General features: G+C 41.5%; 13 protein-coding genes. All 13 read left to right on the top strand.

Going from position 1 to position 18,747, the window contains the following annotated elements:
- Positions 1-11: 11 nt before the first annotated feature.
- The 13 genes from DW125_RS03015 to DW125_RS02955 all read left to right on the top strand — a co-directional run bounded on the left by DW125_RS03015 (position 12) and on the right by DW125_RS02955 (position 18,530).
- The gene (locus DW125_RS03015) at positions 12-2,504 is read left to right on the top strand and encodes a hypothetical protein (protein ID WP_117537076.1); all 2,493 of its coding nucleotides are present in this window, start codon (positions 12-14) and stop codon (positions 2,502-2,504) included.
- A 325-nt stretch (positions 2,505-2,829) separates the two neighbouring features.
- The gene (locus tag DW125_RS03010) at positions 2,830-3,384 is read left to right on the top strand and encodes an RNA polymerase sigma factor (protein ID WP_117537075.1); all 555 of its coding nucleotides are present in this window, start codon (positions 2,830-2,832) and stop codon (positions 3,382-3,384) included.
- Positions 3,371-3,748: a DUF4179 domain-containing protein gene (locus DW125_RS03005; RefSeq protein ID WP_117537074.1), complete on the top strand. Its 378-nt coding sequence runs from the start codon at positions 3,371-3,373 to the stop codon at positions 3,746-3,748. Before DW125_RS03010 ends, DW125_RS03005 begins: the two co-directional genes overlap by 14 nt.
- A gap of 17 nt (positions 3,749-3,765) precedes the next feature.
- Positions 3,766-4,389 (top strand): hypothetical protein, encoded by a 624-nt coding sequence (locus DW125_RS03000; RefSeq protein WP_117537073.1) that lies wholly within the window; start codon positions 3,766-3,768, stop codon positions 4,387-4,389.
- Positions 4,376-5,026, top strand: a complete 651-nt coding sequence (locus DW125_RS02995; RefSeq protein WP_021860058.1) for a PrsW family glutamic-type intramembrane protease — start codon at positions 4,376-4,378, stop codon at positions 5,024-5,026. The genes DW125_RS03000 and DW125_RS02995 overlap by 14 nt, the downstream gene beginning before the upstream one ends.
- Before the next feature lie 90 nt (positions 5,027-5,116).
- Entirely contained in the window at positions 5,117-5,431 is a 315-nt protein-coding gene (locus DW125_RS02990) for a hypothetical protein (RefSeq protein WP_117537072.1), read from the top strand.
- Positions 5,432-5,462: 31 nt separating this feature from the next.
- Complete coding sequence (locus DW125_RS02985; RefSeq protein ID WP_117537071.1) at positions 5,463-8,552, top strand: leucine-rich repeat domain-containing protein; 3,090 nt, start codon at positions 5,463-5,465, stop codon at positions 8,550-8,552.
- Positions 8,553-8,822: 270 nt separating this feature from the next.
- The gene (locus DW125_RS02980; RefSeq protein WP_117537070.1) at positions 8,823-9,749 is read left to right on the top strand and encodes a GTP-binding protein; all 927 of its coding nucleotides are present in this window, start codon (positions 8,823-8,825) and stop codon (positions 9,747-9,749) included.
- A gap of 105 nt (positions 9,750-9,854) precedes the next feature.
- Positions 9,855-10,394, top strand: coding sequence for a rubrerythrin (gene rbr / locus DW125_RS02975; protein WP_021860063.1), 540 nt, complete (start codon positions 9,855-9,857; stop codon positions 10,392-10,394).
- Between the two features lie 62 nt (positions 10,395-10,456).
- Complete coding sequence (locus DW125_RS02970; protein WP_117537069.1) at positions 10,457-11,446, top strand: LacI family DNA-binding transcriptional regulator; 990 nt, start codon at positions 10,457-10,459, stop codon at positions 11,444-11,446.
- 191 nt (positions 11,447-11,637) lie between these two features.
- Complete coding sequence (locus DW125_RS02965; RefSeq protein ID WP_117537068.1) at positions 11,638-13,617, top strand: PTS beta-glucoside transporter subunit IIBCA; 1,980 nt, start codon at positions 11,638-11,640, stop codon at positions 13,615-13,617.
- A 71-nt stretch (positions 13,618-13,688) separates the two neighbouring features.
- Positions 13,689-15,107 carry a glycoside hydrolase family 32 protein gene (locus DW125_RS02960; RefSeq protein ID WP_117537067.1) on the top strand — a complete coding sequence of 473 codons (1,419 nt, stop codon included), beginning with the start codon at positions 13,689-13,691 and terminating at the stop codon, positions 15,105-15,107.
- Positions 15,108-15,413: 306 nt separating this feature from the next.
- Entirely contained in the window at positions 15,414-18,530 is a 3,117-nt protein-coding gene (locus DW125_RS02955; RefSeq protein ID WP_117537066.1) for a CotH kinase family protein, read from the top strand.
- The last annotated feature ends 217 nt before the right edge of the window (positions 18,531-18,747 follow it).

The following is an 18,747-nucleotide window of genomic DNA, read 5'->3' as shown; positions in this document are numbered from 1 at the left end:
AAGTAAGAAGCATGAATAGAAATAGTAAATTGATCAAACGTGGACTCACAACTTCTCTTGCTGTAGGAATGTCGGTTATGGTAGGTGCGATGCCGGTATATGCTGCAAGTTCTGATAAAAAAGATAATGATGACAAATTATATAAAGAAGAAACTGTGTATGTAAATGCAGATGCAGCCGGTAATACAGATGAAATTACTGTATCCAACTGGCTGAAAAATTCCGGTGATGTTTCCGGAAAACTTACAGACAAGAGTACACTGAATGACATTAAGAATGTCAAAGGTGATGAGAAATATACAGCAGACGGTGACAAAATTACATGGAATACAGATGGAAAAGACATTTATTATCAGGGAACAACCGACAAAGAACTTCCGGTATCCGTAAAACTCACTTATTACCTGGATGGCAAAGAGATTCAGCCGAACAAGTTGAAAGGTAAAAGCGGACATCTGAAAATTAAAGTAAACTATGAAAATAAATCCAAGAAGAATGTGGAAGTAAATGGCAAGACAGAAGACATGTATACAGTTTTCGTAATGATGACGGGTATGATTCTTCCAAATGACAACTTCACAAATGTTACGATCGATAACGGAAAAGTTATTTCTGATGGAAACAGAAGTATTGTTGTTGGATTTGGTATGCCGGGATTAAAAGAAAGCTTGAACATTGATGATATCAAAAATGCAGATGATCTTACAATTCCAGAGAGCCTGGAAGTAGAAGCAGATGTAACAGATTTTGAAATGTCATCCACATTTACAGTAGGCTTGAGCGACCTTACAAAGGACTTAGATCTTGATAACATTACAGATATGGATTCCCTTCAGGATGCACTCGACGAACTCGATGATGCAGCACTGGAGCTTGTAAGCGGATCGGACACACTTTCCGATGGAACAAAGACACTTGCAAACGGAGTGGACAGCTACACAGAAGGTGCAGATACGTTAAATGATGCGATCCAGAAATATTTAAGCAAAGACGGAGAATTAAGCGGCAGTGTTACAGAGTATGTAAATGGTGTCAACAAAGTTGTAAAAGGTGTCAATGACTACGCAAAAGGAACAACAACTCTTGCAAATGGAGTTACATCTTATGTAGGTGGCGAGAAGAAGCTTGCCAAAGGAGCAAAACAACTTACAACATTGAGCGATGGCCTTACAAAGATTCAGGGAGCGATCGACAAAATGAAAGCTTCTACAGACGGTAAGGGAGAGGCAAAAGAAGACTTAACGGTTGCTTCCGCACAGCTTGCAGCCGGAACAAAGCAGCTGAAAGAAACGCTTGGAAGCAAAGAAGTACAGACATTACTTACACAGGTTGACGGAATGGTAAAAACCGGTAAGGAGATGATCGCAGAGACAGAAAGCCTGCAGACAGCAATGAATACAGGAATTGCTGCACCGGTACAGCAGATCGGTACAGATCTTGAAAGCTTACAGAAAGAATTAGGTACAATCAATACGCAGCTTGGTAATTTACAGAAAGCCTGCGAAGCAAAAGTTACAGAATTAAATAAATCCATTACAGATTACAATGATGCGGTAGATAAAGCACAGACAGCTTCCGAGAAGAGCAAGAAGCAGATCGACAGCTCTGTTGCAGCATTAGAGAAACAGAAAGAAAATGCAACAGCCGCAGAGAAGAAAGAGCTGAATGAGTCCATCAATGCATTAAAAGATGCGAAAGACGCAACAAAAGATATCGATGCATTAAAGAAACAGGATAAAGTCAGCATTACAATGCCATCTGTAGATCCGACAAACATTCAGAAGATTGCAGCTGATATTCAGAAACAGGGTACAACATTTGAAAACACAGCTATGGCACTTCAGGTACAGCTTCCGGAGATGCAGAAAAAACTGGATGCTATCGCAAAAGGAAAAGATGCGCTTCCACAGGATGATGTGAAAGACCTTACAACAAAGATTGATGCATTGAATGCTGGAATGGAAGGATTAGACAAAGGTATCGTAGCTCTGGCAGGAGGAATCAATGAGTTAGATGGTAAGACTTCTGTCGCTTTCCCGAAAGCACAGCAGGGAATTGCTGCTTTGAACAAAGGATTTTCACAGCTCAGTTCTTATAATGATGCCCTCACAGGCGGTGCATTGAAATTAAAGAAAAATAGCCCGACACTCGTAGCCGGAGTAAGCACACTGCAGAGCGGAACAAACAAGCTTGCAAACGGTCTTAATACACTTGGCTCACAGTTAAGCGAAGGATCTGCAAAGCTTTCTTCTAACAGCGATGAGCTTCGCTCAGGAGCTGATAAGTTAAGCTCAGGAGCAGAGGAGCTTGCAAACGGAGCAGATAAATTCCAGAAAGAAGGAACAGGCAAGTTAAAGAGCACATTCGAGGATGAACTCGGTGATGTTCTGGATCGTTTCGATGCACTGACTTCTGACAAGTGTGCTTACAAGACATACAGCGGAAGAGACAAATCTATGGATGGAGCAGTAAAATTCGTCATCGAGACAGACGAGATCAAATAATCGCTACAGGAAATATATTTTATAGCAAAGACAATTCACTAATAATTGTATCATCTTATAAAGAGACAGAGAGCTTTGACCACAGTTCTCTGTCTCATTTTAATTACCATAGCTTATCGCAGTATCCGAAAAGGGATTAGGTTTAAATGGTGGCATAATTATAACAAGCAAAAACTGAAAAAGAAAGGATATTATAGGATAATAATTAAATAATATATGTAAAATCAAAGATAAAAATAGGAATTAGCGGTCAGCACTATTTTGAAAAGATTGAAAAATAAAGTCGATTCGGATACAATAAAAGAAAAAGGAAGGGGGAACCCGTATGATCTCAGACGAGGAGGCATATTGGCAATATCTGGATGGCATAGAACAAGGTGCCGACATTCTGGTAGACAGATACGGGGATGCGCTTACCTATTACATCCATGGATATATCCATGATATACATGAATCAGAAGATTTGATGATTGAAGCATTTTCTAAGATTTTTGCAAAGGAGCGTCCGATTAAGGGGAATGGAAGTTTTAGGGCTTATTTATATAAGACAGCAAGGAATCTGACAATCCGGCATAACCAGAAGCATAAACTGTGGTTTTTGCATCTGGATGATCTGACTTTTGATCTGCCGAGTGAGGAACTGGTAGATACAAAACTTCGACAGACGGAGAGAGAACGTCAGCTTTATGAAGCGATGGCAAAGTTAAAAACAGAGTATCGGGAAGCATTGTATCTTGTGAGTCTGGAAGGAATGAGTTACCGGGAAGCAGGAAAGATTCTCGGAAAGAGCGAACAGCAGATTACGAATCTGGTACATAGAGGCAAAAAAAGTCTGAAAATCATTCTGGAACAGGAGGGATTTGTATATGCGGACGAATAAAGAGCGTCAGCAGTTGATTCATAAAAGAACACAGGAGATTAAGATAGAAGAGCGTAAGAAAAGACAGTATATGATCAGTGGAATAAGTATTGCCGCATGTCTGATCGCTGTAGTCGGTCTGGGAATGTATCTTCCGAGTGTTATGAAGCAGAACGCTGCAGGTAAGATGAATTACAGTCCCGGAATGGCAAGCATGTTCGGACAGTATGATGCGCTCGGATATATATGTATGGGAATACTGGCATTTGCACTTGGTGTGTGTGTGACAGTGTTGTTATATCGGATGAAACGTGCAGAGGAGCATCGGCAGGAGAAGAAACAATATGAAAAGAGTGCGGAACAGGCGAAAAAGGATGAAGAGTAGAAGCAGGGAGCATACAGATGAATTTTGAGTTGATTGACAATTTTATGCAGGTCGGTGTAATGCTTGTGGCGGCAGTGGCAGATATTATTTTCTGGTTCCGGCAAAAAGACCGGATCTATATTATTCTGGCGCTGGAACATGGTTGTTTTATGATGGGGACTTTGTATTATGTGTTATACCTCTTCATTCGCGGTGACGTTCCGCAGATTTTTTATGTAGCAGAGATTTCATGGATTTCCAGCTATCTCTTTCTGCATACTTATCAGATTGTGCGCAGAGACGGGGAAAAATCCCGTTTTGCGCCTGTCCCTGCAGTCTGCGCGGCTGTGATTTTTATAGTCGCAATGAGAAGTGAGATATTCGGTCCGGCAATTCTGTCTACAGGAGCATTTGCAGTGACAGTCGGAGCAATCACGTATATAGCGGTATTTCATATGCAGTATGGAGACGACATCCGGTTGACAGATGTGTGGCCGCTGATCTGTGTGATCCTTCAGCTTGTTCTATACATAAGCTCGCATTTTTTCAATGATTATACAAAATTTAATCTGTATTTCCTGATTGATTTTGTACTGACTTTTTCAGTCGCCGGTCTGCTGCCGTGTACAGTTTCGGAGGTGAAGAAACATGATGTACATTGAAAATATTTTCATCTGTATTGCAGTACCGATGTTGTTGTCACTTCTGTTTATACCGGGTGAGGCGAGAAAATATACGTTTTTTGTTACAACCGGAATGGGGATGTGTATGCTGTCGGCATATGTGAACAGCTTTTTTATGAATTATTATGGAGCAGATGCAGTACAGGCGGCAATTGAGATTACGCCGGTCTGCGAAGAAGTGATGAAATTATTTCCGCTTCTGTTTTACATTCTGATTTTTGAACCGAAGAAAGAAGAAATACCAAGAACCGCGATTGCGCTTGCGGTTGGATTTGCAACATTTGAAAATATATGCTATCTGACAGAGAACGGAGCAGCAGATTTTGAGATCCTTGTAGTCCGTGGATTTGCTTCCGGTGCGTTGCATATCCTGTGTGGGATTCTTATGGGATTCGGGATTACTTATATTTTCCGGAGACGTACTCTTGCAATAACCGGAATGGTCGGACTTCTTGGAGCGTGCAGTGTATTTCATGCAATTTATAATCTTCTTGTTTCTGCAGAAGGGAACTGGAGAGCATTTGGATATCTGTTCCCGACAGTCATGATACTTGGGCTGTTTGCCGGATGGAAGAGCATAATAAAATTAAAAGAAGAAAAAAATTCTTTCACTTAGGAAAAATAAGTGAAAGGATTTTTTTTATTGTGTCTTTCGTATAGATAGAGAGTGAAAAAAGTATATAAAATCGAGAAAGGAGGTCGGAAAATGGATCAGAAGGAGATCAGAAAATGTAAGATCCGTCGCCGGAGTCTGTTTTTGCGCTGCCGGTATGACAGGCGGATTATTTCAGGATTAATAGCGATAGCTATTGTACTGGCTGTATGTATGGGGAGGATGTTTCGTATGACACACATATCTGGAGTTGCGACGGTAGCATCCGGCTACGGATCTGTTCTCCTGCGCAACGGAGCAGATATTTATGTACTGATCGGTCTTGTTGCTTTTGTGGCAGGTGTGGTTGTCACCGTTATCTGTATGCGGTTTCGGAAAAAGAAGGCAAACAATATTTACAGTGAATAAATAATCAATATAAATACAAGAGGTGCAGAGGATGAATTACAGAAAAAGAAAAATGTTGGCAGGGACCCTCGCAGTAGTACTGGCTATGTCGTCTGTACTCGGATTATCCGTTCCTTTGCCGGTGAAAGCGGCGTCTGACGCCAGTGTGACATATCGGTATAAAAACAATGCGGAAAGCGGCCCGGTAAAAGACCGGACAGGGATTCGTTCGGTGAATATAGATAACAAGATATATTATGATATCCATGATGGAGATCCGGAAAAGCGCTTGAATCTGGCAGATCAGAAGGCTTTATTTAAAGCGGTTCTGCAAAGTGGAAAAGATATGGATGGTGGCACAGATAGTGTGATCAGTCAGTGGTCGTCTCTTGCAGAGCAGATTTATGGAACGCATAGTAAAGTTGCGGCAAGAGTAAATGCAAACGGCGGATTTGAGAATAATTTTACTACAGAAAATACACGGAACAAAGCAGGATATGCAGATATTTCCGATGCGCTTGCACAGCCGGAAGAACATGTGAATGGAACAAAAGGAAAGGATTATACAAAGTGGAGTGGGCTTTCCTGTACGACCAGTCTGAAAGAGGTACGACAACTTGCTGCAGATGAAATCGCAGATGCGATTCATCATAAGATCAAAGGAAGTGATGTGCTACAAGAGACCGAGAGTGCAGAAAATACATTAAAACAGTTAAATGATGATACCGGACGGGATGTAGTATTTTCGCTTGTTACGTGTGTGGACCGCGCAGGCAGAACATTTAAGTATAACTATAATACATTTGGAATTGCATTTTATGATTTTAAGTTAGCGGTGCTTGCCGGAGACGGACTGGAATATATTACAAAAGCACAGGAGTATGAGTCGCTGCAGCAAGCGGCAGAAAATAATGCCGGCGGGGTATCTATTCAAACAAGTAGTAAGAAAGATCCGGAACTCAGTTATTATAAAAATGAATCAACAAAGGCAAAAAATGTGGGAATGGAGTTAAAACAATCTCATTCGCTTACAACGTCCAACACTTTAGAGGCAGGAAAGAAGTATTCTTACAGTGAGATGATCAACCCGGATATCGGACTTTCAACGGGGATTCCGCTTTTGGGCGAGATAGAAAAAAAGTCGGGACTGGAAGTTACATGCGGAGAGGCATTGCCTACCGCTTATTCCGGGGAGAAGGAGTATAGTCTGTTAAAGGAAAATAAAGTTTCCACCAATATAACGCTTCCGGCACAGACAGCAGCCGGAGTAGAATCTTCAGGCGTTGCAACGAATGTAAAATTAGGTTATGACTGTCCCGTGGCAGTGACATTTAAAACAGCAATTTTCTCGTTATCGGGCGTGGTGTATGATGATAACGATAAAGTGCAGATGTTCCATACATCTGGATATCGGCAGGGGCATTTCAGTACGATTTTTGGAACAGATTCAGAAAAAGGCGGCACGACAGCGATGGATAATCTGTATAATCGTGCAGTAAAATATGTAAACACACAAAATTACGAAGAGACTTATGGACAGACTGTTGGCTGGTCTGAGAAAAGAAATGATGAAAGACCGGCAGATAAAGTAAATAGCCTGGACTGGACAGGAATCTTAAACGGAACGATCAACGAGGATGAGGTCGGAACAGAGACGGCAGCAGTACGTGTGAACAGGATCCTTGTAAGTGACGACGGAGAAATCCAGAGTACATTTGAAGTAGAGGATCTGGAAGAAGAACGTCCGGTTTCTTATGAGACTGAGATGACAGCAAGCGGTATATATAAACTTAGAAATAAGACGTATTACTTATATGATAAAGTTGTGAAGGACAGCAACGGAGAAGAAGTTGAAAATGAATGGAGTTATGATGAAAATTCCGGAGTATACAGCAAATGGATACAGCCGATCGGAAAGGCAGACAAAGAAGCACTAGAGGCTGCAGGAATAGAGAATTATATGCTCCAATTGATTAACAGTGTGAATTTTTATTATACAGAAGATACCTCTATCTATGGAACACAGAGTACGGATGATAGTAAAAATATCGCGAAGAAGGCGAAAGAGAATGTCTCTTCCGGTACAATGACTCAGTCAGCAGGCAGTGAAAAAGTAACATTGAAAGATAAGGTAGCATGGCTGTCGTCCCATTGTCCGATGGCAGTAACCGGTGGTGTGCTCCGTTATGATGCAAATAGTACGCATTCGGATGTCAAAGGGCTCATCCCACTGTATCCTCTTAAAAAAGTGGTTGTTACAAATGGTGTGAAGACGTTGAACATGCGAAGTGGAGATCAATTTGCACTGGAAAAGATTACAGTAAAAGGAACAAATAAAAATGGCGTAGATTACTATGGATTTAATCAAGCCCATGGGCACTGGGCTCTTACAGACAGTAAAGGCAAAGAGCTGAAAAAAAGTAAAGTGGCATCTATAGAAAAAAATAAAGTGACAGAGAAAAAAGTATTGAAGGCAGGTAGTCTTAACAGTGATAAAAAAGAAACAGTTTACTTAAAATATATTATTGATGAAGACAAATATAAAAGTCTGAACAGTACTGTAACTGTGAAAAATTCAGAACTCGACGCCACAGCCATGATCAAAGTAAATGTAACAGGAAAGCGGAACATACGCAAAGGTGATGTTATTACGAAAGGGATATATCGTTATAGGGTGACAAATTCGAAAACAGACGGAACAGGAAAAGTGGAAGTTATCGGATTTGCCAAAAAATGCAGCAGTAAAAATGTGTCGATTCCAAAGAGCATTTCATGGAATTCGGTCAAATATAATGTAACAGCGATTGGAAAGCGTGCGTTTGAAGCAGATAAGAAAATCAAAACGATTGTACTTCCGGATTCTATCGAAAAAGTTGGATACAAAGCATTTTACAGGTGTTCGAATCTTAAGAAACTTACAGTTGGAAAGAATGTAACAAAAATGTTTGCACATGCGTTTTGTCAGAATAAGAAGTTGAAAAAGATTGTATTTAAAGGAACAAAACGGATGAGGTTGGAGAAGCCACATGTATTTATTAATGTGAAGAATGCAAAAGTATATGTGCCAAGGAGCAGATATACAACGTACAAAAAGCTGTTATGCGCTTACGGACTTAGGAAATGCAAGTTCGTAAAGCAATAACATAGAATGCCTTCTTGGCAGACTCTCTTTATATACCTTACGGGAAAATGGTGTCGGGATTTCCGGCACCATTTTTCTTTGCTGATCATATGCGGATATAGCGGTGAGAGAGATTTTATGTTAGAATCAAGAAAATACAAATGATTGCCGAGCATATGCGTTCGTGTAAATCATTGAGAATTTTATATATGTCATATTAAGCAAACAGAGAATTTGTAAAGAATGAAATCTGAGATAATTATAGGAAAATAATAACAGGAGAGACATGGAATGGTAAAAATAGATCTGATTACCGGATTTTTAGGCTCCGGGAAGACAACATTTATAAAAAAATATGCAGAGTATCTGATCGGACAGGGGATGAATATCGGGATTCTGGAAAATGATTATGGAGCTGTCAACGTTGATATGATGCTGCTTCAGGATCTGATGGGAGAAAAATGTGAACTGGAGATGGTTTCCGGTGGCTGCGATAAAGAGACGCACCGCAGACGGTTCCGCACAAAGTTAATTTCCATGGGAATGTGTGGATATGACCGGGTGATCGTGGAACCGTCGGGCATCTATGATGTAGATGAATTCTTTGATGTTTTGCGGGACGATCCCCTGGATCGTTGGTATGAGATCGGAAGTGTTATTGCAGTGGCAGATGCGACTCTGGAAGAACATTTATCAGCAGAAGCAGATTATCTGCTTGCGTCGGAGGTTTCCAGTGCCGGCTGTGTCATTTTAAGCAAGACAGATCTGGCGAATGAAGAAGATAAGAGAAATACGATCGCACATCTGAACCATGCGCTTGCCGGTATTGGGTGTAAGAGAGTGCTGGAGGGAGAAGAGATACTGGAAAAGACAGCGGACAGTATGACAGATGCGGACTTTGAGCGGATCATGGCAGTGGGATATAAACAGGCAAGTTACCGTAAGATGGATGCAACGGAAGAAGATTTCACGTCTTTGTATTTTCTGGAACTTCATAAAAATGTGCAGGAACTGGGTGAAGCTGCCAGACAGATTTTGGCAGATCCGGCATGCGGACATGTCTTCCGCATCAAAGGATTTGCAAAAGAAGACGGTTGGAAACAGATTAATGCAACGAGAGACCATATGCTGACAGCGGATGTCGCGGAAGGGCAGGAAGTGCTTATTGTGATCGGTGAGAATCTTCAGAAAGAAAGGATCGAAACATATTTGTTGTAAAGAAATTTTGTTTATATTTTGGAAAAAGCTGTATAATATAGATAGTATCGGAAATGAGGGAACGGCATTTCCGGACAAATATTTTAAGAGACGGAGGGTTTTAAAATGGGAAACAAATATGCAGGAACACAGACAGAAAAGAACTTGATGGAAGCATTTTCAGGTGAGTCACAGGCGAGAAATAAATACACATATTTCGCATCGAAAGCAAAGAAAGAAGGCTTTGAGCAGATTTCTTCCCTGTTTTTAAAAACAGCAGATAACGAAAAAGAACATGCAAAAATGTGGTTCAAAGAATTAGAAGGAATCGGAAATACAGCAGAGAATCTGGCAGCGGCTGCAGAAGGAGAAAACTACGAGTGGACAGATATGTATGATGGATTTGCCAAGACTGCAGAAGCAGAAGGATTTCCGGAGCTGGCTGAGAAATTCCGCATGGTTGCAGCGATCGAGAAGGCACATGAAGAGCGCTACCGTGCACTGCTTCATAATGTGGAAGCACAGGAAGTATTTGCAAAGAGCGAAGTAAAAGTATGGGAGTGTCGCAACTGTGGCCACATCGTAGTTGGCGAAAAGGCACCGGAAGTCTGTCCGGTATGTGCACATCCACAGGCATATTTTGAAGTACATGCAGAAAATTACTAAGATTCGATGAAGCAGAAAGAATAATCAAGAGAAAATTACTGAGATAAAAGGAGGATATCCCGTTGACAATTAAAGAAATAGCAAAACTGGCAGGCGTATCAAGTGCGGCCGTATCCAGATATCTGAACGGAGGCTATGTCAGTGAAGAGAAAAAAGAACAGATACGCAGTGTGATAGAAAAGACGGGATATCAGCCTTCTGCGCAGGCGAGAATCCTACGGACGAAAAAAGCAAGTCTTGTGGGGGTTGTCGTTCCAAAGATTAATTCGGAGTCGATCAGCCGTGCTACGGCAGGAATTGAGAAGATTTTATCAGAACGGAATTACCAGATGCTCCTCGCAGGAACAGACAATACGCCGTCAAAAGAAGTATCCTATATGCGTTTATTCGAGAATTATCCGGTGGATGGTATTATTCTTATAGGAACGGTGATCACAGCAGAACACCGGCGCTTTTTTAAAGAAGCACGAGTTCCGGTTGTTGTAGTCGGACAGTATACGAAGTATGCTAACTGTATTTATCATGACGACTATGGTGCCGGAAAGGCAATGGGGCATGCAGTTGCGTTAAGAAGCCGGGAACGGATCGGATACATCGGAGTAACGAGAGAAGATAAGTCGGCCGGAGCTGCGAGAGAAGACGGATTCATGGCAGGCATGAAAGCGGCAGGCAGGGAACCTGAAAGTGTGTACCGGAGGACGGCAAAATTTACAACGGAATCCGGATATGAGGAGAGTGTGAAATTATTAAAAGAAAAACATGATATCGATATCATATCATGCGCGACAGATACGATTGCTGCAGGAGCGATCCAGGCAGTGAAAAGTGTCTGCCCGGATAAAGAGATCCTTGTGACAGGGTTTGGTGATAACCAGTTGCTGAAAGCGGTTACAGGAGGAATTCCAACGGTGCATTTCGGCTATATGACAAGTGGCATAAGAGGTGCGGAACTGTTGCTTGACCGGATTGAACAGGATGAAAATGTATCCGTGGAAATGAAACTGGGATTCCGCCTGATCGGCCTGGATGAGCTGCCGGACGATAAGGAGTAGCTGTCAGGGGCAGGTTTTAAGGAAGGACTGGTTGCCAGAGACAGGTTTTATAGGTAGAAGTGTACAAAATTGAACCAGAAATATCAGTAAAAATGCCATCTTTACAAATGGCATTTTTTTTCTTATCATAAAACCATGAAATATGAAAACGATTTCACATTATAGGAATGAATGAGGAAGGAGAGCAAGAGATGGATTACAATAAGACGGCAAAAGAAATCTTAGAACATGTTGGCGGAAGTAAGAATATTGCATCTGCCGCACATTGTGCAACAAGACTTCGGCTTGTAATTGCCGATAACAGTAAGACGAACAAGGAAGCACTGGAGAATGTAGAAGGAGTAAAGGGGGTGTTTGAGGCATCCGGACAGCTTCAGATTATTCTCGGCACGGGAACCGTGAACAAAGTTTTTGATGAATTTATCAAAATTGCCGGGATTACTGCAAGCACAAAAGAAGAAGCAAAACAGGCAGCGACAGACAAGCAGAGCTGGTTTATGCGTGCGATTAAGTTATTAGGTGATATTTTCGTACCGATCATTCCTGCGATCGTAGCGAGTGGTTTCCTTATGGGAATCATGAACTCACTTGATTTTATGAACAGCAATGGCTTTCTGCATATTGATACACACAGTTCTATTTATGTATTTGCTAATTTATTCAGCAATATCGCTTATACATTTCTGCAGATCCTGATTGCGTTTTCGGCTGCGAAGGCATTTGGCGCCAATCAGTATCTTGGAGCGGTCATCGGTATGATCATGATCCATCCGTCTCTGCAGAATGCATATACAGTGGCAACAGAAGGTGTCAAGCAGACACAGAGCGTATTTGGTGGACTGTTCCATATTGATATGGTCGGCTATCAGGGACATGTCATTCCGGTAATTATTGCGGTATGGATCTTGTCCGTACTGGAGAAGAAGCTGCATAAGATAGTTCCGGAAATATTGGATCTCTTCGTGACGCCGCTTGTCAGTGTATTTGTGACCGGTTATTTAACACTTTCTATTGTAGGCCCGGTTTTCGTATGGGCAGAAAATGCAGTACTTGGACTCATCCAGTGGATGCTGACACTTCCTCTCGGACTTGGAAGTCTGCTCATGGGAAGTCTGTATGCACCGACAGTTGTTACCGGTATTCATCAGATGTATACCGCAATCGATATCGGACAGCTTGCAAAATATGGCGTAACTTACTGGCTTCCACTTGCAAGTGCAGCAAACGTTGCACAGGGTGCCGCAGCACTTGCAGTTGGTGTAAAATCCAAAGATAAGAAAATTAAATCTCTTGCACTTCCATCTTCACTTAGTGCGTTTATGGGAATTACAGAACCAGCGATTTTCGGTGTCAACTTAAGATTTTTCAAACCATTTATCGCAGGATGTATCGGTGGAGGATGTGGCGCTTTATATGCATCACTTGCACATCTTGGTGCGAAAGGAACAGGAGTGACCGGTATTTTCGGAATCCTGCTTTGCCTCAACCAGCCATTACAGTATCTGATAGAAATGATCATTTCTGTCGGTGTGGCATTTGTGATCTCATTTGTGATCTATACAGATAAGAAAGCGGAGACACAGACAACTGGTAATATAGAAGCAACAGCGATTGAAAATGCAGGCATAGCAGCAGACACAGCAAAAGCAGAAGACTCGATGGAAACAGAAAATTCAACAAACCAAGAAGTATCAGAAAATGCTGTGGATTCAGTTGCAGAAGAAGTATTATACAGTCCGGTAAAAGGAAGAGTAGTTCCACTTTCTGAAGTGGCAGACGAAACATTTGCAGGAGAGTTACTGGGAACAACGATTGCAGTAGAACCGGAGGATGGGAAAGTGACAGCACCGTGTGACGGCGAGATCACCAATATTTTTGAAACCGGACATGCTGTGTGCTTAACAACAAAAACCGGTGGTGAACTTCTGATTCATATTGGAATCGACACAGTGAAGATGGACGGAACCGGTTTTGTGAAAAAGGTTGCAGACGGAGATCAGGTAAAGACAGGAGACGTGCTGGTTGAAGTTGATCTGGATGCTGTGAAAGAAGCTGGCCATCCGGCAACGACAATGATGATCCTGACGAATGCAGATGATTTCAGCGAAGTTGAAAAAGCAGAACCGGGAGAAGTTACTTCTACAGATGAAGTATGCAGACTGGTTAAATAATAATTGAATGATTCGCAATCAGAGATAAAAGCGATCAGATTCAGACATAGATAAGATGGAGATAAACGTAGATGAACGCATTAACAAGAGATCTTATAAAATTAACAGATATCGCAGAAACACAGGGGGCTGAAAAGGAAGAAAAGCTTTTATTCCGGGAACATTTCCACCTGATGCCGCCAGTGGGCTGGCTTAATGATCCGAACGGACTCTGCCAGTTTGAAGGTGTGTACCATGCATTTTTCCAGTATTCGCCATTTGACGCAGAAGGCGGCGTGAAGATGTGGGGACATTACATAAGTGACAATATGTTGGACTGGAAATATCAGGGAGTTGCCTTGTATCCGGATCAGCCGTTCGACTGTCATGGAGTGTATTCTGGAAGTGCGCTTGTGGAAGACGGAAAAATGTATCTCTATTACACAGGTAATGTGAAACTGGAAGATGGTGAGTATGACTATATCCGAACCGGAAGAGAAGGAAATACAGTACTTGTATCAAGCGAGGACGGAATCCATTTCGGACATAAAAAGCAATTGATGAGAAATACAGATTATCCGGATGATCTGACCTGTCATGTGCGTGATCCAAAAGTCTGGAAAGAGCAGGACACTTACTATATGGTGCAGGGAGCGCGTACGAAAGAAGATGTAGGGCAGATACTCATTTTTACATCTAAAGATAAAGTAAACTGGAAGTTTAAGAGCAGAATTGAATCGAAGGAACCATTTGGATATATGTGGGAATGCCCGGATTATTTTACGATTGGAGATAAGAAAATCCTGTCTGCTTCTGTACAAGGCTTAGAAGGCGGTATTTGGGAAGAACGTAACGTATATCAGTCCGGATATTTTGAAGTAGAGGGAGATATTTTATCTTCTTATAAACTTGGAGAATATAAACTCTGGGATTATGGATTTGATTATTACGCACCGCAGAGTTTTGAGACAGAAGATGGAAGACGGATTCACATCAGCTGGATGGGAATGCCGGACTGCGAAGCGTATACAAACCTGACAATCGCAGATGGATGGCAGCATTGTTTTACTCTGCCGAGAGAGATTTATGTGAAAGATGGAAAAATCTGTCAAAGACCGGTCAGAGAGCTGGATTACAAAGAAACGATTACAAAGACTGCAGAAAATAAACTGCAGGCAGATTCCTGCAAGGCATATGATCTGAAAATAGATAAAATCCAGAACAACCAGTTCTGTATTGCATTGGCTGAAGAATTGCTTCTGGAATATACAGATGGCAGATTCAGGATGCGTTTTACAGACAATAGAAAGACTTGCGTTTCTGCCGGAAGAGACTGTCGGTATGTAGAAACTGATGAAGTGACGAATATCCGTGTTATTGCGGATGTCTCTTCCGTAGAAGTATTTGTAAATGACGGAGAATATGTATTTTCAACGAGATATTACCCGGATAAGTACAGCATTAATGTACAGGCAGAAGGAGCAGACATCTGTCTTGCAGAAATAAAATAAGGACGCTGGGCGAAAGCTTTCAACGATGACAGAGTTGAAAAGGAGCCACTGATAACAGATGAAAAGTTATCGGTGGCTTCTTTTGGGATATTTTCAGTTACCTGTTGTAAGCATATGACAGACGGAAAAATCCGAATGAAGATAAGCATCCTGAACAATAATGGAGCTTTCTGGAATATAAATATTAAGATTTCTTGAATGCTTTCTTAAGATACTTTGAGGTGTATTGTTTTCGCTTTTTTGATACAGTATTCTAAGTTCGTAAATGAAAATACAATCCCGAACAAAGAGCGAGGAGGAGAAGCGATGAAAAAGAGCAACGCATTCGTGAAGAGGCTTATGGCAGCAACAATGGCAGCAGCATTGTGCGCGACTATGACGGAGCTTCCGGTGGCAGCACAGGCAGGACAGAATGAAAAAGGCATAGAGAGTAACGCGGGTAATGATGCGGCAGATGGCACAGTGTCTGATGCGGATACAGAATCGAAAGATGCATTTGACATACAGAATATTTCAGGTCTTTACAATGAGCAGAAGATTACTTTGTCTAATCCGGAACAGGTAAAAGCCGCGTACAGCAGGGCAGCAGAAGGACTTCTTGTGTCCGGCAATTCGACGGATGTGGCAGACAACACATTTACATTTGCGGATGAATTTGATTTCTCTGGCGGAACGATCGGAAGAGTGGATGTTGATGCATTGTCAGTAAAAGGAACAAAAGCAAAACTGGAATTTTATCTGGATGACAACACAACTCCATTTGCAGAAGTAAGACCTGCAGAGCAGAAACGTGCAAAAAAATGGTACACCAAAATCGAGACAACAAGTGTATCCGAGCAGAAAATTACCGGAAAGCATAAAGTATCGTTTAAGATTGTTCCGGGTGAAAATGAGACAACAACCGGAATGGCACTGCGTGCGATTACATTTACGAAAAGTACGGTCCCGACCATATATTTTAATATCGATGAGACAAAAGGAAGCATTGATTCGATGAATGGCGACCAGCAGCATGATACAGAGTGCTACGGTGATATGAAGGTGGAGATCCCGAATGGATACACCTGCGAATATGCCAACGATAAAGGAAAGACGAACAATCTGAAGACTGAAACCTATTCAATGGAATATATCCGCGGACGTGGAAATTCCACATGGGGCACCGGGAAGAATCCATACAAGATCAAGCTGGATAAAAAAGCAAATCTGTTTAATATGGGTAAAAACAAGCACTGGGTTCTGTTAGCTGATTATTATGATCCGAGCCATATCCGTAATAAGATTACATACTGGATGGGCAAAAAACTTGGCATGGCTTACACACCGGAGTGTGTATATGTTGATGTTGTCATGAATGGACAATATTATGGAAGTTATCTGCTCTCTGAACAGGTACGCGTCGGAAACTCCCGTGTAGATATCGATGATCTGGAGGCAGATGACGAATCCAAAGCTGCAACAGATGAGCCGACGATCACAGGCGGATATCTGCTTTCAATGTCTCCATACAAAGATGAAGATGGAAAGATTATTCATACAAAACAAGGCACAGATTATCTGATCGAAAGACCTTCTTTCGAAGATTATGAAAATGAAGCGCAGTATAATTATATTTCTAAATATGTGCAGGATACAGAAGATGCGATATATGGAAAAGATTTCAAAAAGGACGGAAAATCTTACGCAGAATATATGGATGTCGCTGCAGCGATTGATTATTACTGGATGCAGGAATTCAGTATGAACGGTGATGCGTTTGGCAGTACAAGTACTTATTTATACAAACCACGGAATGGCAAATTATTCTGGGGACCGCTCTGGGATTTCGATTATGTAGCGTGGGGAAATAATGAATACAATGAATATAACTGTGAAGGCTGGGCAATGAAGGAGAATGTCTGGTTTGGACGGTTATTTAGGGATAAAGATTTTGCTGATAAAATGATCGCGCGTTGGACAGAGATCCGAAAAGTGATGGAAGAAGCCAGCAAAGACGGCGGTCAGATCGATCAGTATGCAGAAAAAATCCGCAATTCTATGAAATATAATGCTTATCAGTATGGCGACAACTATGATGTAGACGAAAAAGATAAAACTTTCCAGCAGAGTGTGGATCAGCTTAAAGGCTGGATTCAGGCGCGTATCAAATGGGTGAATGAAAATATAAATACCTTACAGACAAAATACCACCAGGTAAAATTCATGGATGGTAAAAAAGTTCTTTCCATACAGAATGTAGCAGATGGAGACAGTGCTGAGTTTCCTAAAACGGGAACAAAGAAAGGCTACGTTTTCAGTGGCTGGTACGCAAACGACGACGGAGAGACGTACCGCGTAGATAAGAAAATGGAAATTTACAATGATATGACAATCACAGCCAAATGGACACGTGCTGATAGAATAAAACCAGTCTCTAAGATTATACTTGGCTATGATAAGATCACACAAACGTATCAACAGACAGATTCAGATCATACAGATGATGATGAGACAGATACATTCTCTATTCCATATTATGTAATCGGAGGAAACGGTGAGAACGAGGAGCTTGTATGGAAGTGCTCTAATTCAAAAGTCGGTAAGATTTCCGGGGATGGCGAGATACAGATTCTTGGTGTTGGAGATACGGTAGTTACAGCATCTACAAAAAACGGTAAAGTAAAAGCAAGCTGTAAAGTACATATTATAGAGCCGGTTGATGATGAGATATATTGTAACGGATTTGATTTGAACAAAACGGATGTGAAAATGAAAAAAGGTGGATATACGGTATTAAATGCAATTCCATATCCGGATGATATTACAGAGAGCTTTGACGTAGAATATTATTGTGACGATCCGGCAGTAGAGCTGGAAACATTTGGAAATAAATGTATCGTAAAAGGTGTTAGGGACGGTGAGGCACAGATTACAGTTGTTTCTACTATACAGGAGAGCGGAACGGTTATCCGGGTTTGTAAAGTGAAGGTTGGAACTGCTACTCAGAAACAGGTGAAGCCGGGAATGAAAGTGGTATCCGGAGGAATCGCATACAAAGTCAGCAGCGTTACTGTAAAAGGCGGAACTGTGAAAGCAATCGGAATTTCAAATGCGAAGAAAACAAGCCTTAAGATTCCGTCAGCGATCAAGATCGCAAAGAAAAAATACACAGTTACAGCAGTAGCATCAAAAGCATTTAAATCCAACAAAAAACTGAAATCCGTTGTATTTGGTGCAAATGTGAAGTGGGTTGGAGATAAAGCTTTTTATGGTTGTAAGAATCTGAAAACTGTACAGTTTAAAGCCGGAAAAGCAAAATTCGGGAAACAGGCATTTGCCAAAACGGATTCCAAAATGAAGCTGAAAGCGAAAAAAGCAGATCAGAAAACCTATCAGAAGCGCCTGAAAAAAGCAGGAGCGAAAAATGTGACTGTTGTGAAATAAAATGTGACTAAGATGGAAACTACGTTGTAGATAGTCTATTTATATGATACTATGCATATAGATAAGATGTTGGTGGTGTGAAAGTGTAAGGCACGGAACATCCCGGCATCTTATTTTTATATAATGGGATATCCCATTATATAAAAAAGCTTTCGGCAGGATGCGCACTGCGGCGTACAATGATGATGTCGCAAGCGGTCTACGTTCCACTGCGGTC

It is taken from the genome of Dorea sp. AM10-31, assembly GCF_003435815.1.
GTDB lineage: Bacteria > Bacillota > Clostridia > Lachnospirales > Lachnospiraceae > Dorea_D > Dorea_D hominis.
The sequence above is the reverse complement of the archived record's forward strand: the minus strand, read 5'-3'. Positions and strand labels throughout refer to the sequence as shown.